The following is a 20,479-nucleotide window of genomic DNA, read 5'->3' on the forward strand; positions in this document are numbered from 1 at the left end:
CGCATTGAAGTCCAATCCACGATATCAAGTTCGGCATCGAACTTCGTTCCACTATGCCGCTCCGGTCAGTGACAGCGTCAATACGCTCCACCTGCACCCAACGACATTCCCCCTTCAGAAGACGATCTCTTGCTTCGTCCGGATAATCCCCGCCACTCGTCTTAGGTCCTTCCACGACCTCTTTGAAAACATCACCCATCACTTCGAGGTCCCTTCACTTCATCAGCGTCTCGAGGTCGAGAGCCTCCTCAAGGTCGAGAACCTTCCCCTGACCCTGACCGACAAGGACAAGGCCGCCACGCTGGATGTCTACAGCGACGCCAAGATCACCGAAGCCATCTGGCCCTTCCTCCAACCCACCACCTACGTCGCCTCGGATACCGAGATCTGGAGACAGGCCGTGGACCTGACCATAAAGAACGAGACGGTTCTCGAAAAAGCCCAGAGCATCATGAGCTGGCTCCATACGAATCTGATCTACGACCAAACTTCGACCAAGGTCAGCTCACGCATCGACGAAGTTTTCGCCCAGCGCTCCGGCGTTTGTCAGGATTTCACCCATCTCATGCTGGGATTGTGTCGCTCGATCGGCATTCCGGCCCGCTACGCCTCCGGATACCTCTACAATGGCCCCTCGGACACCCTCGTCGGCTCCCAGGCCTCCCACGCGTGGGTCGAAATCCACCTTCCCGAGAGCGGGTGGATCGGGCTCGATCCGACCAACAATACCTTTGCGGATGAACGGTTCATAAAGATTGCCGTGGGCCGGGATTATGACGATGTCGCCCCGATCAAAGGTCAGTATTCCGGAACCGCCAGCTGTCGAATGGAGGTTGACGTTGCCGTCACTCATCTCTAGCGCGTCCCTGTAAACATCCTCGCCGCTTTGGCCCAGCCTGAGCTAAACGTATCCCACTCCTTCTGCCGGTCATGTCGATCCACTGCTCGCTTCACCACCTCACCGCCTACAAGTATTCCAAGCCCGTCCAGCTTGGCCCTCAGGTCATCCGCCTTCGCCCCGCCACCCATTCGCGCACGGAAGTTCCCTCCTACTCGCTGAAGATCACGCCGGAGAAGCACTTCATCAACTGGCAGCAGGACCCCCAAGGCAACTTCCTCGCTCGCGTCGTCTTCCCGGAAGCCGTCCGCGAATTCTCGATCGAGGTCGACCTCATCGCCAACTTGGCAACCATCAACCCCTTCGACTTCTTCCTCGATGAATACGCCCAGCATTTCCCTTTCGATTATAGCGAAGAACTGACCACCGACCTCGAACCCTATCTCGTCAAGGAAGTCCGCGGTCCGAAAATGAGGGAGTTCCTCACCAAGGTCCCGATCACCCACGGCATGGAAGCCAACGCCTTCATGGTCGCAGTCAACAACTACGTCCATCAGGCCGTCGGCTACACCATCCGCATGGAACCGGGTGTTCAAAGCACCGAGGAGACCCTCACCAAACGCACCGGATCCTGTCGCGACTCGGCCTGGCTGCTGGTCCAGGTCATGCGCCGGCTCGGCATCGCCGCGCGCTTCTGCTCCGGCTATTTGATCCAACTGAAGGCCGACCAGAAACCCGTCGACGGCGGCGCGGAAGGTCCCTCCGAAGACTTCACCGACCTCCACGCTTGGACGGAAATCTTCCTCCCCGGCGCAGGCTGGGTCGGACTCGATCCCACTTCCGGCCTTCTCACGGGTGAAGGCCACATCCCCCTCTGCGCCGCCGCCCACTACCGCAATGCCGCCCCGATCTCGGGCTCCCTTTCGATGTCCGACGACACCGAGACCGATTTCGAATTCGACATGAAGGTCGAACGCATCCGCGAAACGCCGCGTGTCACCCTCCCCTACACCCCGGAGCAGACCGCTGAGATCGAGAAGCTGGGACAGGCCATCGACAAGAAGCTCAAAAAGCAGGACATGCGCCTGACCATGGGCGGCGAACCGACTTTTGTCTCGGCCACCGACATGGAGGCCCCCGAGTGGAACACCGACGCGCTCGGGCCGACCAAGGAGCTCTACGCGGATCAACTCCTCCACCGACTCTACAAGAAATTCTCCCCCGGTGGATTCCTGCACCACGGTCAGGGCAAATGGTATCCTGGCGAACCGCTCCCCCGCTGGTCATTCACTTCTTATTGGCGGCACGACGGGACACCCGTGTGGAACGACCAATCCCTTTTCGCCGACCATCGCGTCGACTATGGATATGGTAGCAAGGAATCCGAAGCCTTCATCAAGCTGCTCGCCAAGAACCTCGACATCTCCCCTGATTTCATTCGTGCCGGCTACGAGGACATCTTCTACTACATGTGGAAGGAAAGGCGTCTGCCGATGAACGTCACCGTCGAGAATCCGAAGCTCGCCGACAAACTCGAACGGGAAACCATCAGCAAGGTCTTCGAACAGGGCCTCGGCTCACCCGTTGGCCACCTTCTTCCCATCGCCCGTGGCGTGAGTCCCGAGGAATGGATCACCGGACCCTGGTTCCTGCGCGGCGAGGAACTCTATCTTGCTCCCGGCAATCACCCGATGGGCTATCGCCTGCCGATGGACGGCCTCCCCTGGGCCGAGCGGATCGATCAGCCGATCCTCGAACCCTACGACCCCTCGATCCCCCGCGACCCCTTTCCAGCCGAAAGAATCCTGCCACCAGCCCTCCGTCAGCCAAACCCGGTCTCGGCCATGGCGACCACCATTCGCGGGCAGTATCAGGGCGATCCGCGCGGCGAAGACCCACGCCGCACCAGCTCCAAACAACGCCAGGACGCCCTCGCCGAACCTCAGGTCGGGAAATCCGCCTCCGGACAGGTCCGCACCGGCCTTTCGGTCGAGCCGCGCGACGGACGACTCCACGTCTTCATGCCACCACTGGTCAAGGCCGACGCCTATCTCGAACTCGTCGGTGCCTTGGAGGAAACCGCCAAGTCGCTTGGCACCCCGATCCGGATCGAGGGCTACAAGCCGCCCTCCGACCCACGGCTCAATTCCTTCTCGGTCACACCCGACCCCGGTGTCATCGAAGTCAACATCCACCCATCGAAGACCTGGAACGAAATCGTCTCGAAGAACAAGGTCATCTACGAGGAAGCTCGTAATATCGGACTCGGCACCGAGAAGTTCATGGAAGACGGCCGCCATTCCGGAACCGGCGGCGGAAACCACATCGTGGTCGGAGGCGACACCCCGCTCGATTCCCCCTTCCTGCGCCGGCCGCACCTGCTGCCCTCGCTGATCACCTACTTCAACAACCACCCGTCCCTCTCCTATCTCTTCTCGGGACTCTTCATCGGACCGACTTCACAGGCTCCCCGCCTCGATGAAGCCCGCCATGAAACGCTCTACGAACTGGAGACCGCCTTCTCGGCGCTGCCGAAGGGCGACACCACGCTCGACCACTCCCAGTGGCTCGTCGACCGCATCCTGCGCAACCACCTGGTCGACATGACCGGCAACACCCACCGTGCCGAGATCTGCCTCGACAAGCTCTACTCTCCGGACAGCACCACCGGCCGCCTCGGACTCCTCGAGATGCGGGGCTTTGAAATGCCACCCCATCCTGAAATGGCGCTCGCCCAGCAGCTCCTGATCCGCGGACTGCTGTCGCGATTCTGGGACAACCCCTACACCGCCAAACCCGTCCGCTGGGGCACCTCGATTCACGACAAGTGGATGCTGCCCCACTTCATCAAGGACGACATGGAGGACATCGTCACCGACCTGCGTGCCAACGATCTGCCCTTCGACGCCGCCTGGTTCGAACCCCATCACGAGTTCCGCTTCCCTCTGGTCGGCGAGTACGACCAACGCAACCTCCACCTCGAACTCCGCCAGGCGATCGAACCATGGCATGTGCTCGGTGAAGAGCAATCGAGCAGCGGAACCTCCCGCTACGTCGATTCCTCGGTCGAACGCCTCCAGCTCAAGGTCAGCGGCTTCACCGACTCTCGCCACCAGGTGACCTGCAATGGCGTTTCCGTCCCGCTTCACCCGACCGGCCGTCAGGGCGAATACATCGCCGGCATCCGCTACCGCGCCTGGGACCCCTACTCCGCCCTCCACCCGACCCTGCCGATCAACTCGCCGCTCACCTTCGATGTCGTCGATACCTGGAACCAACGCTCGGTTGGCGGCTGCAAGTACCACGTCGTCCATCCCGGTGGACGCGCTTATGACGATTTCCCGCTGAATGCCTTTGTCGCCGAAAGCCGTCGCCGTTCGCGATTTTTCACGATCAATCGCTCGCCAGGCAAGCTCGACCCTCCGGCACCAAAAATCGACCGCGAGTACCCCATGACCCTCGACCTTCAGCGATACCCTGCCTAGGGTCCCCGCACGTTCCACTCCGGAGGCCCGGCCAAAGAACGCATCGCCACGTGATGCCCCAGCAGCAAGCCCAGTCTCAAGTTCCCGCAGCCGCCGACTCCGGCGGGCTTTTCGGCGCGTATGTGCCGGGCACCGGGGTGTTCGACGAGTTCCGCGACCAGCGCCTCGGCACCGAGTCGCCATGGAAGGATTTCGCCAAACGCATCAATGACTTCGGCTCCGAAGGACTCACCAACTCGTGGAAACGCGGCGAGGACATGCTGCGGGAAAACGGCATCGCCCACAATCTCCTCTCCGGCGAATCCGAGGAAAGCGTCCGACGCTGGGATCTCGATCCCCTCCCGATGCTCATTTCCGAAACGGAGTGGGCTTCGCTCTCCAAAGGCGTCATCCAGCGAGCCAAACTCTGGGACCTCATTCTTCACGACTGCTACGGGAACCAGAACCTGCTGACCAGCGGCATCCTCCCCCCTTCCGTGCTCTTTTCCCAACCGGGATACGTCCGTTCGCTCCGCGGTCTGCCGAAACCAGATAGACCCCTGCTTTCCCTGTATGCCGTCGATGTTGCCCGCGATCCCAATGGCAACTGGACGGTCATCGCCGACCGGACCGAAACTCCCAACGGCATGGGATTCGCCCTCGAAAACCGGATCGTCCTCTCGAACGTCTTTCCCGAAACGTCGAAGAAACTGCATCTGGTCCGCCTCGCCAGCTTCTTTCAGGAACTCCGCAGCACCCTCGTTTCGCTCGCCTCCTCCGCCGTTGATACGCCAAGCGTCGTACTTCTCTCACCAGGACCGGGCGACAAAACCTATTTCGAAGACGCCTTCCTCACCCGCTACCTCGGCATCACCCTCGCCGTCGGCAGCGAACTGACCGTCCGCAACGACCGTCTCTTTCTCAAGACCGTCCGTGGACTCCAGCGGGTGCACGTCCTGATCCGGCGCGTTCCGGATGGCGATGCCGATCCGCTCGAAATGCCGACCTCCAACCTCGTTGGCATCCCCGGCCTGATGCAGGCGATCCGCTCCGGCACCGTCGCGGTCATCAACCCACCGGGCACCGCCATCGCTGAAGCGCCCGCATTCCTTCCCTTTCTGCCGGCCATTTCCCGCCACTTCACCGGCGAAGAGCTGCTCATCCCATCGATCGAAACCCACTGGAACCGAGCCGGCGGCAACGTCGAAACCCTGCTCACCTCGGGTTCCGCCGTCGTCAAGAGCGCCTTCACCCGAAACCTCTTCCCTCCAGCGCTCACCCGCTCACTTGATCAAGCCCAGCTCGATCAGCTCCGCCAGAAAATCACCAGGAACCCCGAGCAGTTCGTGGTCCAGCGCGAGATGCCCTTCTCCACCGCTCCGGTGTGGAATGGCAGTTCGATCGAAGCCAGACCCGTCGCGGTCCGGCTCTTCGTCTTTGCCAACGGCGACGACTACCGCGTGATGCCCGGCGGACTTGTGCGCAGCGCTTCCCGCTCGGACACTCTCCCGGGTCTCTCCCTTCACGAAAACACCAGCAGCAAGGACCTCTGGGTTCTCGGCAATCCCGCCAATCCTCCCCGTGTCACTTCAAACCTGACCCACCGGGTCGCCATTCGTCGAGGCCGCGGCAATCTCTCAAGTCACTCAGCCGACAACATGCTCTGGATCGGCCGCTACTCGGAACGCTCCGAGTCCGCCACCCGCGTCCTGCTTGAAATCGTCCTGACGGCGGTCGACGAGGACTCCTCTTCGGACCTGCTTCCCGTCCAACCCCTTCTTCACGCCCTGTCGAAGCTGGACTACCTGGACGAATCAGACGTCGCGAAGTTCTCCGGCGACTTCGACCGCCTGTCACTGCTCAGGCTCATCAACTCCATTTACTACAAACCTAGTAAAAAACGACCACCGCATCTCGACTCGATCCCTGACAACCTCGGCCGCCTGAGATCGCTTGCCGCTCTTTCACGGGACCGCTTGTCCAACGAAACCTGGAGGATCGTACAAAACCTGGAGAAGATCGGCCATGGTCTGCAACCGAGATCCCTCTCCGGCCTGCGCGCACCGCTGCAACAGGCCATCCTCCTCCATTCGGCCTTCAACGGCACCTGCCGCGAAAACCTTACCCGCACGGAGAGCTGGCGTTTCCTCAACATCGGCCGCCGGCTCGAACGCTGTTCGTGGCTGCTGACCCTCGTGGAGCAGGTCCTCAGCGACCACCGCCTGCCACCCTCGGCCATCCTCGATGCGCTGCTTTCGGTCACCGACTGCACCATGACCTACCGCTTCCGCTACCAAGGGGCGCCCCAGCCCCTTCCAGCGCTCGATCTCGTGCTCTTCGACCCTGCCAACCCCCGCGGCCTCGCCTACCAGCTCGCGGACCTCGACCAGAATCTCTCGGAGCTCCCGCAAACCAACGATGAACGCATCATCCGCCCGGCCCATCGCACCATTCTCCGGGCTCTTCACTTCGTCCAAACCGAGCTACTCCAGGCACACGATGAAAAATCCGAAGCCGTGAACCTGAAACGAGTCCAAACCTTCGTCACGGACCTGCGCAAGAATCTCCCCACAGTCGCTGAGCAGCTCGGCTGGGAATTCTTCACCCACGCCTCCTACACCGCTACCTGATCGTGCGCTATTCCATCCATCACCGCACCGTCTACCGCTACGAGGACAATGTCTCGTACTCGCATCATCTTGCACGGCTCACACCACTTGAGACCCCGGTTCAGAACCATATTTCATCGCGGATCGTCGTCACTCCCGCACCCGATATCCTGACCTCGCACCGCGACTACTTCAACAACCCGACCAGCTTCTTCTCTCTCGCCTCGCCGCATCAGGAACTCGTCATCGACAGCCACTCCGAAGTGGTCATCGCCCACTCCCCCGCCAACACGCTCGACTTGTCGCCCGCTTGGGAGATCGTCCGCGACCAGGTCCGGCGATCCACGATTTCGGCCGATCTCGCGGCGGCGGAATTCTGTTTCGCCTCCCCGCTCTGCCCGGTTCTGCCGGACCTTGTCGCCTACACGCTCGAGTCCTTCCGCCCGGGGACCCCGATCCTTCAGGCCACCACCGACCTGACAAGGCGGATCCACGAGGACTTCTCCTTCGACAACTCCGCCACCACCGTCACCACCCCGGTGAGCGAGGTTTTCGCCAAACGAGCCGGAGTCTGTCAGGACTTCGCCCACCTCCAGATCTCGTGCCTGCGCTCCCTCGGGCTGCCGGCGCGCTATGTCTCCGGCTACATCCGCACCGATCCACCTCCCGGAAAACCGAGACTCATCGGTGCCGACGCCTCTCACGCCTGGATTTCCCTCTACGTCCCCCAGCTCGGCTGGACGGACTTTGATGCCACCAACAACATCATCCCCACCACCAATCACATCTGGGTGGCACACGGTCGCGATTACCACGACATCTGCCCGATTCGGGGCACGGTTTATGGCGGTGGCACCCAGACGCTCGCAATCGGGGTCACGGTCACGCCGCTTGAGTCGGCTTCATCGTGAATTCACCCAATGATCCCGCTCGCCAAGTCATCGGGAAATTCCGGAATGCCTCACCAGCCATGCGTTGGTTGCGACTGAAAAAATCTGCCATCCTGGTCACAACCACTGAATCCCCGGACCAGCTAGTTCATAGCGTCCCATAGGCTCAAAATCAATTGCCCCGACTTGACAGCTCGGACACCCGACACTACCTGAGAAGCGTGTTTCGGCACCTCATCGTCGTCCTTGGCTGCATCCACTTGCTGGGTGGTCCTTACGGCGTGCTTCAGGTCATCGCCTGGACCGGGATGATCGTCAGCTACTCCCAAACGGAAGGGATTTCGAAAGGCCTCGCTCAAACCTTCGACGGAGAGCATCCCTGCTCGCTTTGCGTTGCGATCGTTGACGCCAAAAAGGACGATAACGACAAGCAGCCTCTCTCGGGAGCTCCTGATAAACTCTCACTCAAAGAGCTTACACTCCCCGCGCAGATTACCCTGCGTGAACCGAGATCGAGTGAACCTCCAGCACGGCCCTACCTCGAGCCTTCGGCAAATCGCATGAAGCTCCTCGTGGCCCCGCCGATTCCGCCTCCGCGCTCGTTCGCCTGAGCTGTTAGGACTCCCTGTCAGGGAAGTTTTCCCTCGAAGTGCATGTCATGCGTTCCGCGTCCCTTTGTCCGGACCCGGTCGTCGCATGACCCTTGAGCCCGCTTCCCGCAGCTCCAAAGAGATCCCTGCCTGACCGTGTCGCAACACGGCAGTCAGGACTGAACACCGCGTTGGCGCTTTCGACAGCTTCGCCGACTCGATCTCACAAGTTCCCAGCCAAACTGGCTGCGGTCCCATCGGCTGTCATCAACCGAACCAACAACTCTCATTTTCTTATGAAATCTATTCCTATTCTCACCGCACTTGCCGTCACCGCTCAAGCTGCCGTCGTCGACACCAATTACACCAACCCCGGCCCGGACGGAGCCGCATTTCCCTACGAGGCATTCGTCACGATGTCCGCCAACGACTCCTGGTCCTCCGTCACCACGGTCGGTGGATGGAGCTACGTCGACCTCGCCAGCGGAGCCAATCCGAACCGTGGCTGGGGTCATGCGACGAGTTGGTATCTTCTTCAACTCGACAACGATTCCATCATCACCCTCTCCATGAATGGCACTTCGGCCGACGCGCGACCGGGCTTCGTCATCTTCTCCGGAGAGTCCATCAACGACGATCCGGCCGCCCTTCACACCTTCTCCAACAACGGCCTCGACTGGGTCATGTTGAACGATTCATGGGATGATAATGGCGCGCTCAAGGCTGCGGCGAACGGAGACAACACCAACGATCCCGGGCTCGGATTCGCCGGAAATGCCGTCAGCTTATCCGCGAATAGCGTCACGGATTCCTTCTCGCTCCCAGCAGGACGATACACCATCGGCCTTGGAAATGCCGCCGACTCCGGCAGCTCTCCCACCGGGCAGGATATGAACTTCGACTTCGCCACCATCCCCGAGCCCTCAGCAGCGGCACTCCTCGCCCTCGGTCTCGGATTGAGCCTCCGCCGTCGCCGTTAGACTTCGAATCCCCGGGCCGGGAAGCCCGAGCTTCCCGGCCCCCATTCACCATGCCTCTCCGCCTCCTCATTCTCCTCGCGCTCACCGTCCACTGCGCCGCCTTCGAACACTTCGAAGCGCGACAGGTCCACCCTGTCGATCTTACCCCCGATGGCACGAAACTGCTTGCGCTGCAAAGCGTCCCGCATCGTCTGAGCGTCTTCTCCACCGGAACACCACTCCGCTCTAGCCCGCTCCTGATCTCCGAAATCCCCGTTTCCACTTCTCCCGTCAGCGTCCGCGCGCGGACCAACGACGAAGTCTGGGTCGTCAATGAAGTGTCCGACTCCGTCTCCATCGTTTCTCTCTCCCGCCGCCTGGTCATCGACACCTTGCGCGTCGCCGATGAGCCCGCCGACGTCATCTTTGCCAATGGGAAAGCCTTCGTCTCCTGCGCTCAGGCAAGGCGGGTCTTCGTCTTCAATGCCGTCAGTCGAAACCTCCTCGGAGAAATCGCAATCGACGGCCTGCAACCACGGGCAATGAGCGCCAGCCCGGACGGCTCCATGATCTACCTCGCCTCGCTCGATTCGGGCAACCAAACCACGATCCTTCCGCGCGGCGAAGCTCCATTACCCCCTCAACCCTCCAACCCGGAACTCCCAGACGCCCCACCTACGGCACTCATCGTAGCCGCTGACGACGACCGCATCAGTCACACTGTCCTCGACCATGACATCGCGGCCATCGACACCGAAACCCTCGAAATCTCCACTTGGTTCAGCGGAATCGGCACCCATCTCTTCGATCTCGCGACCCATCCCGACGGAACCCTCTTTTGCGTCAACAGTGAATCGCTCAACCTCACCCGCTTCGAGCCGGAGCTCAACGGGCATTTCAGCCTCCACCGCCTGACCCACTTCGACCCATCGAACGGCGAGATCATCCATCACGATCTCAACCCCGGCATCGACCGCGCCACCAGCCCGGTTCCTGCCAGCCTGGCCCGGGCACTGGCTCAACCGACTTCCGTCACACTGACTGCCGATGGCCAACGCGCCTGGATCACCGCCTTCAACTCCGACCGCGTTGCCGAAGTGGCAACATCCACCGGCACGATCCTGAAAAACATCGATGTCCGCCCCAGCGGAGCTGGCACCCATGAAATGCGTGGCCCGCGCGCCGCAACGCTCTCCATCGACGGGAGCCGCCTATACGTGCTGAACAAGATATCCGACACTCTAACAACGATCGACACCTCCAGCGGCACGATCCTCTCGGATCAACCACTCGGAAGCGCCGACCCCATGCCCGCCAACATTCGCATGGGCCGCGGCATTCTCTACGACGCCCGCCTTTCGGGAAATGGAACCGTGTCGTGCGCGACCTGCCACCTCGATGCCGACCGCGACGGACTTGCTTGGGATCTTGGCGATCCGGGCGGGCAGATGATCCAGATCCCCAGCGCCAACCTGTCGATTCACGAGTTCGACGTCTTCAACCGGCAGGTCCATCCGATGAAAGGGCCACTCACCACCCAGACGCTGAAAGGACTCGCTCTCAACGACGCCCGCCCCAACGACCCGACTACCGGGCAGCCCCGACCGACCGAAGCGATCCAGACCAAGTTCCACTGGCGGGGTGACAAGCCCAGCATCCAATCCTTCAATTCCACCTTCCCCAATCTCATGGGCGGCGTCGAGATTCCGGAAGCCGACATGGATCTTCTCACCGAATACCTGCTGTCGATCCGCCTGCACCCCAACCCGAACCGCAACCTCGATCGCACGCTGAAGACCGAGCTTAACGGTGCCAATCCAGCCCGTGGTCTTTCACTCTTCACCGATCACAACCTCAGCCACTGCATCGTCTGCCACGATTTCAATGCGGGCACCGATCAGAACCTCGACGACCACCTGTCCGTCGGCTCCTCCCAACCGATGAAGAATCCCGGTTTCCGGATGATCTACCAGCGGGCCAACATTTTCGACCCGAACGGAGTCTCCCTCTCCGGATTCGGCCTGGGATCGGACGGCAGCGGCCATGATCTGCCCGTGGTTCACCCCTACGCCCTCGACCGGCTCGACCGACTACCCATCACGGCGCAAAAGCGACAGAACCTTGCGGACATCGAAGCCTATCTCCTCTCCTTCGACACCGCGATCGCTCCGACCGTCGGACATGAACAAACCATCACCACCACGAACCACCAGAGCACCGCCATCATCGATCATCTCGAGCTGCTTGAAAACCACGCCACCGCAGGATTGATCGGAGTCGTCGGCTGGGGACAGCACGACGGTGTGTCAAAGCAGCTTCGCTTCGACCCAAGCACCAGCCACTACGTCAGTGATAGTCGTGAAGAAGCCCCCCTCACCCGGAGCGAGCTCCTGGCTATGATCCGCGATGACGATGCCTTGACCGTCTCAGGGGTCTCGCTTGGAGAAACCTCGAGCCGTGGAGGTGACCGCAATGAGAATGGTCTTTCCGATCGCGACGAAGCCCAACCCCAGCCAATCATCGGGTCCGACGGTGCCTCCCTCTACCTTCAATGGGGGGCAGCGCGCGACTGGTATCCGGAAGCCATCACCGAACTCGGAGCACCCTGGCTGCCGGCGGAAGGTGAATGGCAAGAGGAGCCCGCTCGATTCGAATTCCCCACGGACAGACCCGCCCGTCAGTTCTACCGACTCCGCCGCACCTGGTGAAACCCGACCGCATCCTCACCATGTTCCACCGTGCTGCCATCGCCCTTCTCCTGATCCAGACTAGCTACGCGCACCACGGCCAGGATTTCTTCGTCAATCTGGATGCGCGGGTTCCGGCATACGGCAAGGTCACCGCCTTCACGTCATCGACCTATGTTCGGGGCGACAGCGGAGACGAGGAAACTTCGCTCGAACCCGGATTCCTGATTGGTACGGGATTCGGCACTTCGTTCGGCCTCACTGCGGAGTGGTCAAACAGCGACGGCAGCCCCTTCAACTTTTCCGGCATCACCCCGATTTTCCAGTGGGCGATCGCCGTGCCCGACTCGCCCTTCCGTCTTGGATTATCGGCGGCCTACCACATCGCCGACTCATCTGCCGCGGCCTCAAGCACCGCCAACATTGGCCATAGCCACGGCGGCGCGGCTTCCTTCAGCGGCAGCACTGGCGCAAACAATGCTCCGCTTTCCTTCAATCCGGACGCCGGCACCTTCAACCCCGACGCACCCGCTCCCGGCGGCGGACACGGCGGACACGCACATTCAAGCCACGCCCACGGTGGTATTCATCGCCACGGCGAGGACTTTTTCGCCACCCGCCTGATCCTTGAGTGGGTCGCCAATCCCTCCACCCGATTGGTCGGCAATCTGATTGTCGTCAGTGGCGGGTGGAGCGACATCGATTTCGGATACTCCGTCGGCCTGCGCCACGACTTTTCACCCAAGTGGGCCGTCGGCCTCGAAGCCATCGGTGACCTCGACTCCGGCGGTGAGCACGAAGTCGTCGGCGGCGCCTGGTTCAGTCCCCGTCACGACTTCAATCTTCGCCTCGGTCTTGGCACCGGGATCGGTCCCAACTCCCCGGAGCTTTCAATCTATTCCGGACTCACCTGGCGTTTCTGAAGATGACGGCCATCCTTCTTTCGCCCCCCACTCCCGCCAGCCGAACTTCAAGGCGGCCGCCGTAAAAATCGAGATCTGAGCGATGGCAAACAAACCCTCGTCACTGGGCGCTCAAGGAGTTCCAATCGCGACGCCGTGAGCGACATCGCCCTCCACGCCGCCATCCTCATCCTCGCCTTCCTCTACTCAAGCGTGGGGCATGCCGGGGCGTCGGGATACATCGCGGCCATGAGTCTCGCCGGCGTCGCCATTCCCGAAATCAGGCCCGCCGCGCTGATGATGAACCTCGGCGTCGCCTGCTTCGGCACATGGCACTTCATTCGCGGCGGCCACTTCCGCTGGTCACTCACCTGGCCCTTTCTCATCGCAGCCCTCCCCTTCGCCTTTCTTGGAGGAAAGATCAGCCTGCCGCCCCAGTTGCTGGGGGTCCTGCTCGGCTCGGTCCTGCTGTTTTCCGCCGTCCGATTTCTCTTTCCATCAAAACAAAACAAGGACGACATCCGTCCGCCCCACGTCCTGATCGCTCTCATTTCCGGAGCAGCCCTCGGCTATCTCGCCGGCCTCACCGGCACCGGAGGCGGCATCTTCCTTACCCCTCTCCTGCTCTTCGCTGGTTGGGCGACGCCAAAAACCGCCGCCGCCACCTCGATCGTCTTCATTGCCGGGAATTCCCTCTTCGGCTTGATCGGTTTCAGCACGGGCAGCCAAGCCATCCCCTGGCACCTCGCCTCGCTTTTCCCCTTCGCCCTGATCGGCGGCTTCTTCGGCTCCCGCCTCGGCAGCTTCCACTTCTCACCCGATACCATCCGCCGACTTCTTGCGATTGTGCTTCTGGTCGCTTCAGGCAAACTCCTTTCGAAAGCCTTCCCACCCGACTCCGTCAGCCCACCACCAACCACTCTTCTCTCCCATTGATCATTGGCGCCTGAGCATTGGAAATTTGAAAAACCATGACCGCCACCATCCTCCACCTCTTCACCTCGCCCGGACACAACTACTTCGGGCACCACGAGAAGCCACCCGGAACCCACGGGATCGTCGCGCACGATTCGATCAAGCTTATGGCCGGCCGCGGTATTCCGGGCGACCGCTTTTTCGACTGGAAGAACAACTACAAGGGCCAGCTCACGCTGCTCGACCAGCAGGTCGTCGATGACATCCGGAGTCATGCGGAGAATCCCAATCTGCCGGCAGACTCCTTCCGCCGCAATGTCGTCATCGAAGGACTCGATCTGAATTCATTGATCGGCCAAACCTTCCGCCTCAACGGTGTCCGACTCGAAGGCTGCGAAGAGTGCCGCCCCTGCTACTGGATGGACCAGGCCTGCGGCAAACCCGGAACCGAAGATCTCATGAAGGGTCGCGGTGGCCTCCGCTGCCGAATTCTCGAAGATGGCGAACTTTCCCTTGGTGCGACGGAACTCATCATGGAAGATCTCAAACCAGCATCCTGATGAATGAACTAATCACCCCTGCCGAAGCCGACGCTCGCATCAGTTCATCGCTAACCACGCTACCCTCCGAAAACGTGCCGCTCGCGCGTGCCATCGGACGTCGTCTGCTTTCCCCGATTCTCGCTGATCGCTCGCTGCCACCCTATAACCGCGCGATGATGGACGGTGTGGCTTTCAGGGCCTCCACCATCCCCGCCAACAAGCGGATCACCATTGCCGGCCTGCATGCCGCAGGATCACCGCCACCCGGCCCTCTGACACCGGGCCACGCGTGGGAAATCATGACCGGTGCGATCGTCCCCGACGACTGCGATACGGTCGTCCCCTACGAGCAACTCTCGCCCGACCTCACCCAGATCCTCGGCCCCTTCAAAGCCGGTCAGTTCATTCACCCGATCGGTGCCGATGCCAAAAACGGAGCCACCCTGGTTGCCGCAGGTGTGACCATCGGCGCGCCGGAAATCGCCATCGCCGCCTCCGTCGGACAAACGACACTCACCGTACCCCGGCGCCCGAAGGTGGGCATTCTCACCACCGGCGACGAAGCCATTCACCCTGCCGCGATTCCCGAACCATGGCAGATCCGGAGATCGAACGGGGCGACCCTTGCCGCCATCCTCGATCACCACGGCATCCCGATCGAATTCCACCAGCATGCCATCGACGATGAGGTCGACCTTGGCAAACGGCTCGATCAGGCGCTCGAAACGGTTGACCTCTTGATCACCATCGGCGGCATCTCCCGAGGCAAGAAAGACTTCATCCGCCCACTCCTGGAAGACCGCCTCGGTGCCCCCGCCTTCCATGGCGTCTCCCTCCGGCCCGGCAAGCCACTCGCCTTCTGGCCAGGCCCACCCGATGTCTTTGCCCTTCCCGGAAATCCGGTTTCCGTGCTCGCCACCTTCACCCGCTTCGTCCGCCCGGCCCTCAACCAACTCCAAGGACTGCCGAATCCCCGTCGCCGCACCATGCCGCCAGAAGACATCAAAGCGCTCGCCAAACTCACCTGGCTGCTCCCCCTCGGTGGCAGGCGACAGCCGCTGCCGCCCGGAAACTCCGGCGACTTCTCTTCCATTGCCGGAGCGGTCGGCGTCTTGGAAATCCCCCCTGCACCCGACTTCGAACCCGACATCCCGCTCGACTTCTACCCCTTCACCGCCTGACGCCATGTCCCTCTCCCACATCGATGCTTCAAATAAGGTCGCCATGGTCGACGTCTCTAACAAGTCGATCACCGAACGCGTCGCCACCGCAGAAGCACTCGTCACTGTCAACGATGCCGTCGCCGCCCAGTTCGACGGCTCGGATCTCGTTTCAAAAAAGGGCCCCGTCTTCCAAACCGCGATCCTCGCCGGCGTCATGGGTGCCAAACAAACGAGCAACCTGATCCCGCTCTGCCATCCCCTCCCACTCGACAAGGTCGGAATCGACATCACCTTCACCAACAACACCGCCACCATTCGCTGCACGGCCAAGACCACCGGCAAGACCGGCGTGGAAATGGAAGCCCTAACAGGAGCCAGTATCGCCGCCCTCACCCTCCACGACATGTGCAAGGCCCTGGATCCCGCGATCGTCATCACTCAGGTCCGCCTCCTCGAAAAGACCGGCGGCAAGTCAGACTATAAGGAAAACGCTGAAAATCTGAAAAGCTGAGATACTGAAATCAAAACTCTCGACCCATCGGCTTCCCCGGCGCATTCCCTTCCAGCTTTTCAGCTTTTCAGCTTTTCAGCTTTTCCCATGATCTTCCTCATCCTCGCCGGCGGCAAAAGCAGACGCATGGGCCGCGACAAGGCACTCATCGAGCGCCCGGATGGCACTCGCCAACTGGATCATGTCATCGCCCTTGCCCAATCCATTTCCCCCGACCTGCTCATCTCCACCAACTCCCCGGACATCGTCCCAGCCGGTATCCCGATCCTTCCCGACCTCAATCCCGGCGACGGCCCCCTCGGTGCGCTCGCCAGCTTCCATCAGGCCCATCCCGACGAAGCGGTCCTCCTCATCGGCTGCGATCTTTTTCTGTTAGACAAAGCGACCGTCACTCAACTGGTGGATGCCCATACGGCAGACGAATCCGTGACCTGTTTCAAAAGCCGCATCGACGCCCGCCCCGAACCACTTTGTGCCATCTACGAAAGCACGGCTCTAGCAATGGCATCGACAGCTCTCGCAAACAATGAATTCTGCGCCCGCCATTTCGTCGAATCCCTGCAACCAAAGCTTCTCGACCTCCCCAACCCCGTCGCACTCGATAATGCCAACACCCCCGCCGATTTGGAAGAAGCCTTCGCCAAAATCAACCACGGCGTTTCTAACAAGTCCGTCAAAGTCCTCTACTTCGCCAAGCTCCGCGAGGAACGCGGACTCGATGAGGAAGAAGTGGAAACCCTCGCCTGCACCCCCGCCGGACTCTACGACGAAATCGCTTTCCGGCATCGTCTCAGCCTGAAGCCCGATGCCCTCCGCTGTGCCCGCAACGGTGACTTCTGTGACTGGAACACCCGCATCGAAGCCAACGACGAAATCGTCTTCATCCCCCCCGTCGCCGGCGGCTAAGGGAGCAAGGGCATTCCTGCCCTGCCGCCCCACCCTCGACCACCTCACTGCTGAAGGATGTTCCAAATCTCCTCATCACCCCTCGATCCCGTCGCCACTCGTGAGAAGGTGCTCGATCCCGCCTCAGGAGGCTACTGCTCCTTTGAAGGCTGGGTCCGCAACCACCACCAAGGTCGCGCCGTTGACCGACTCGAATACGAAGCCTACCCGCTGCTGGCCGAGAAGGAGGGAAATCGGATCATCAACGAGGCACGGGAGAAGTTCGAGATCGTCCATGCCGTCTGCATTCACCGGACCGGCGAGGTCGAGATTGGCGGACTTGCCGTCGTCGTCTCCGTTTCCTCCCACCATCGTGCCGCCGCTTTCGATGCCTGCCGCTACATCATCGATGAAGTCAAAGCCCGGGTCCCGATATGGAAGAAAGAATACTTCAGCGATGGGAGTAATGGATGGGTCCGGTGTGACCACTGCGCCGGACACTCCCACTGAATCGGGATTGGCTCCGTCCGCCAATTAATTTACTTCTGTCACCTGTCTACGCCACATCCAGAACGCATCTTTGCCTCGCGATACCAGCCCACTTCCCATAACCTACCACCCATGATTGAAAAACCCCTGCAACCCAGCCGGCGCGACTTCCTCAAGAAATCAGCCATCTTCGGAACTCTCTCTATTCTTCCCGCCCACATCGCCCTTGGCCAAACCAGTGGCGGCAAGCAGGCACCGAGTCAGCAAGTCCGTCTGGCAGTCGTTGGCATCGGAAACCAAGGGGGGCGCGACCTGAAGACCATGGCTGATTCCGGCCACTGCACTGTGGTCGCCCTTTGTGACGTCGACCTGAACGGCAAGCACACCCGGGAGGCTCAGGCCGCTCATCCGAAGGCCAAGAAGTTCCAGGACTTCCGCGTCATGTTCGACAAGATGGCCGACGAGATCGACGCCGTGCTCATCGCCACTCCCGATCACTCCCACTTCTGCGTCACCATGCTGGCGATGTCGCTCGGCAAGCACGTCTACGTCGAGAAACCGCTCGCCCACACCTTCGGACAATGCGACCGCCTTATGGCATTGGCAGAGAAAAGCGGTGTCGTGACCCAGATGGGCAACCAAGGGCACTCAGGCGGCAATTACTTCCAGTACAAGGCATGGGTCGATGCCGGTGTCATCAACAACGTCACCCGGATCACCGCCTACATGAACTCGCCTCGCCGCTGGCACGGCTGGGGCTCGAATGTGAAGGAATACCCCAGCCAGCCGATCCCCAAAGGCATGGACTGGGACACTTGGATTTGTTCCGCTCCCGAGCATCCATTCAGTGACAAGCTCCATCCTCAGGAATGGCGAAGCTGGTACGATTACGGCAGTGGCGCCTTCGGCGACTGGGGCCCGCACATTCTCGATACCTCCCATCGTTTCCTCAATCTCGGTCTGCCAAGCTCCATCGAAGCGGTCAAACGCTCTGGTGCCAACCCACTCGTCTTTCCTCAGGAGTCCACCATCAAGTTCAAGTTCCCCGCACGTGGCGACATGCCGGCATGCGATGTGACCTGGCTCGACGGCGTCAAGAACATGGCCAAACCCGAGAAGGAACTCGGGGAGCTCAACGTCAAAAAGCCCGGGAAGCTCATCTATGGCAAAGATCTCACCTTCCACGGTGGCAGCCACTCGGATGTACTTCAGGTCGTTCCCCGTGAAAAGTTCATGGAAATCCGCAAGGACCTTCCACGCATTTCCGGCAAGAACTCGAACCACTACGAGAACTTCCTGCTCGCCTGCAAGGGAGAAGAAGAGGCCCGCTCGCCCTTCAGCGTCGGCGGCCCCCTCACTCAGGTGTTCACACTCGGCATCCTCGCCCAGCGCTTTGGTGGCACGATCGACTTCGACCGCGAAACCAACAAGGTCACCAACAACGAGATGGCCCAAGCCCTTCTTGATCCCGCTCCACGAAAGGGTTGGGAAGAGTTTTACAAGCTGTGATTGGGACGGAGGCGTAGGCTCGGGAACGAGTTCTGCCTCTGGGCTCTTCTCTGCTTTGCTTGACGCGCCTGAAAGGCGCCTTGCCCACCCATGGCGCTCGGTAGAGCGCCACTCCAGCACCACTCCACAAAAAAAACGCCCGCAGGTAAAACCTGCGGGCGTTTTTGAATGCATTCAGCGCTGAAGGCTCAATCAGCCTTCGCTTCGACTTTTTCCTCCTTGGCTTCGACCTTTTCGGCCTCCACCTCAACCGCGTAATCGGTGGTGTCTTCCACCACTTCTTCGTCCTTCTCGATCACACGATCGACGAATTCGATGATCGCCATCGGAGCGGCGTCAGTCAGACGTGGGCCGAGCTTGGTGATCCGGCAGTAACCGCCTTGACGGTCTGCGGCAGCAGGAGCCACCACTTCGAACAGCTGCTTCACCACGTCCTTGTGACGCAGGAAAGCGACGGCTTGGCGGCGGGCGTGAATGTCGCCCTTCTTGCCGAGGGTTACCATTTTCTCGGCGACCGGGCGGAGTGCCTTGGCCTTGCCGAGGGTGGTGCGGATCGCGCCGTGCTCGATCAGGCTGCAGGCCATGTTGGCCAGCAGTGCCCGTCGATGGGACGCGGTACGCTTGAGTTGCGAGGTCTTGTTGCGATTTCTCATCGGGTGTTCCCTGTTTTAAATTCAGTCGTCGAGGTTCTGAGCAATCAGATCGGCAAGTCCGACCGGAGCTTCGTCTTCCACACCGAGGCGTGGCGCACGAGCTGCAGCGACCGGGCCGGAAAGCAGCGACGGATCGAGGGACATTCCGAGGCCGAGGCCGAGTTCGGAAAGCTTGTCCTTGATCTCGTTGAGCGACTTCTTGCCGAAGTTGCGGTACTTGAGCATCTCGGCCTCGCTCTTCATGGCCAGCTGGCCGACCGAGGTGATGTTCGCGTTGTTGAGGCAGTTGGCGGCACGAACCGAAAGCTCGATTTCGTTGACCGACATGTTGAGCAGCTTCTTGAGAGCCGCGTTTTCTTCGCTGGTCTCGGCTGGTGCTTCTTCGAAGTCCACCGCGTTCTCGTCGTAGTTGACGAACACGTCGAGGTGGTGACGAAGGATGGCGGATGCCTGAAGCAGTGCGTCCTGAGGAGTGATGCGACCGTCAGTCCAGATATCGAGCACGAGCTTGTCGTAATCGGTCATCTGACCCACACGGGTGGTGTCCACGGCGTACTTGACGCGGGTGACGGGCGAGAAGATCGAGTCGATCGCGATCACGCCGATCGGCTGGTCCTTGCGCTTGTTCTCGTCACCGGTCGAGAAGCCACGACCGACACGGATCTCAAACTCGCAGTCGAACTTCACCTTCTTGTCGAGGTGGCAGATGACCTGGTCCTTGTTGACCACTTCGTAAATGTTGTCCTCCTGGATGTCACCAGCGGTGACCACACCGTCGCGCTCGACCTTGATGGTCAGGATGCGGGACTCCTTGTCGTGGTGTTTGAACTTCACCTTCTTGAGGTTGAGGATGATGTCGGTGACATCTTCCAC

17 protein-coding genes are annotated in these 20,479 nt (G+C 60.8%); 15 read left to right on the forward strand and 2 right to left on the reverse strand.

All coding sequences use genetic code 11. The features are described 5' to 3' along the window. Nucleotides 1–4: 4 nt before the first annotated feature. The 15 genes from WBG04_RS08955 (at nt 5) to WBG04_RS09025 (ending at nt 18,953) form a co-directional block, all read left to right on the forward strand. Nucleotides 5–859 carry a transglutaminase family protein gene (locus WBG04_RS08955; RefSeq protein ID WP_424314068.1) on the forward strand — a complete coding sequence of 285 codons (855 nt, stop codon included), beginning with the start codon at nt 5–7 and terminating at the stop codon, nt 857–859. A 71-nt stretch (nt 860–930) separates the two neighbouring features. Further along, nucleotides 931–4,323: a DUF2126 domain-containing protein gene (locus tag WBG04_RS08960; protein WP_424314069.1), complete on the forward strand. Its 3,393-nt coding sequence runs from the start codon at nt 931–933 to the stop codon at nt 4,321–4,323. A 53-nt stretch (nt 4,324–4,376) separates the two neighbouring features. Beyond that, entirely contained in the window at nt 4,377–6,932 is a 2,556-nt protein-coding gene (locus WBG04_RS08965; protein ID WP_424314070.1) for a circularly permuted type 2 ATP-grasp protein, read from the forward strand. A 2-nt stretch (nt 6,933–6,934) separates the two neighbouring features. Beyond that, nucleotides 6,935–7,822, forward strand: a complete 888-nt coding sequence (locus WBG04_RS08970) for a transglutaminase family protein (RefSeq protein WP_424314071.1) — start codon at nt 6,935–6,937, stop codon at nt 7,820–7,822. A 200-nt stretch (nt 7,823–8,022) separates the two neighbouring features. Beyond that, complete coding sequence (locus WBG04_RS08975; protein WP_424314072.1) at nt 8,023–8,412, forward strand: hypothetical protein; 390 nt, start codon at nt 8,023–8,025, stop codon at nt 8,410–8,412. 275 nt (nt 8,413–8,687) lie between these two features. Further along, the gene (locus tag WBG04_RS08980; protein ID WP_424314073.1) at nt 8,688–9,371 is read left to right on the forward strand and encodes a PEP-CTERM sorting domain-containing protein; all 684 of its coding nucleotides are present in this window, start codon (nt 8,688–8,690) and stop codon (nt 9,369–9,371) included. A gap of 50 nt (nt 9,372–9,421) precedes the next feature. Continuing rightward, nucleotides 9,422–12,058: a cytochrome c peroxidase gene (locus WBG04_RS08985; RefSeq protein ID WP_424314074.1), complete on the forward strand. Its 2,637-nt coding sequence runs from the start codon at nt 9,422–9,424 to the stop codon at nt 12,056–12,058. Then, nucleotides 12,055–12,960 carry a hypothetical protein gene (locus tag WBG04_RS08990; RefSeq protein ID WP_424314075.1) on the forward strand — a complete coding sequence of 302 codons (906 nt, stop codon included), beginning with the start codon at nt 12,055–12,057 and terminating at the stop codon, nt 12,958–12,960. Before WBG04_RS08985 ends, WBG04_RS08990 begins: the two co-directional genes overlap by 4 nt. 135 nt (nt 12,961–13,095) lie before the next feature. Next, on the forward strand, nt 13,096–13,875 hold the full coding sequence (locus WBG04_RS08995; RefSeq protein WP_424314076.1) for a sulfite exporter TauE/SafE family protein: 780 nt from the start codon (nt 13,096–13,098) through the stop codon (nt 13,873–13,875). A 35-nt stretch (nt 13,876–13,910) separates the two neighbouring features. Continuing rightward, nucleotides 13,911–14,414, forward strand: coding sequence for an MOSC domain-containing protein (locus WBG04_RS09000; RefSeq protein ID WP_424314077.1), 504 nt, complete (start codon nt 13,911–13,913; stop codon nt 14,412–14,414). After that, the gene (locus WBG04_RS09005; protein ID WP_424314078.1) at nt 14,414–15,577 is read left to right on the forward strand and encodes a molybdopterin molybdotransferase MoeA; all 1,164 of its coding nucleotides are present in this window, start codon (nt 14,414–14,416) and stop codon (nt 15,575–15,577) included. The genes WBG04_RS09000 and WBG04_RS09005 overlap by 1 nt, the downstream gene beginning before the upstream one ends. Nucleotides 15,578–15,581: 4 nt before the next feature. Continuing rightward, nucleotides 15,582–16,070, forward strand: coding sequence for a cyclic pyranopterin monophosphate synthase MoaC (gene moaC, locus WBG04_RS09010; protein ID WP_424314079.1), 489 nt, complete (start codon nt 15,582–15,584; stop codon nt 16,068–16,070). An 87-nt stretch (nt 16,071–16,157) separates the two neighbouring features. Beyond that, nucleotides 16,158–16,976 (forward strand): NTP transferase domain-containing protein, encoded by an 819-nt coding sequence (locus tag WBG04_RS09015; RefSeq protein WP_424314080.1) that lies wholly within the window; start codon nt 16,158–16,160, stop codon nt 16,974–16,976. 57 nt (nt 16,977–17,033) lie between these two features. Then, nucleotides 17,034–17,465 (forward strand): molybdenum cofactor biosynthesis protein MoaE, encoded by a 432-nt coding sequence (locus WBG04_RS09020; RefSeq protein WP_424314081.1) that lies wholly within the window; start codon nt 17,034–17,036, stop codon nt 17,463–17,465. Nucleotides 17,466–17,576: 111 nt separating this feature from the next. Continuing rightward, the gene (locus WBG04_RS09025) at nt 17,577–18,953 is read left to right on the forward strand and encodes a Gfo/Idh/MocA family oxidoreductase (protein WP_424314082.1); all 1,377 of its coding nucleotides are present in this window, start codon (nt 17,577–17,579) and stop codon (nt 18,951–18,953) included. Between the two features lie 188 nt (nt 18,954–19,141). On the opposite strand, the gene rplQ is transcribed toward WBG04_RS09025, so the two are convergent. Continuing rightward, entirely contained in the window at nt 19,142–19,606 is a 465-nt protein-coding gene (rplQ, locus tag WBG04_RS09030; RefSeq protein ID WP_424314083.1) for a 50S ribosomal protein L17, read from the reverse strand. 21 nt (nt 19,607–19,627) lie between these two features. Then, the coding region (locus WBG04_RS09035) for a DNA-directed RNA polymerase subunit alpha (protein WP_424314084.1) at nt 19,628–20,479 on the reverse strand (852 nt) is incomplete at its 5' end.

Source organism: Haloferula sp., assembly GCF_049672945.1.
Classification (GTDB): Bacteria; Verrucomicrobiota; Verrucomicrobiia; order Verrucomicrobiales; family Akkermansiaceae; genus Haloferula.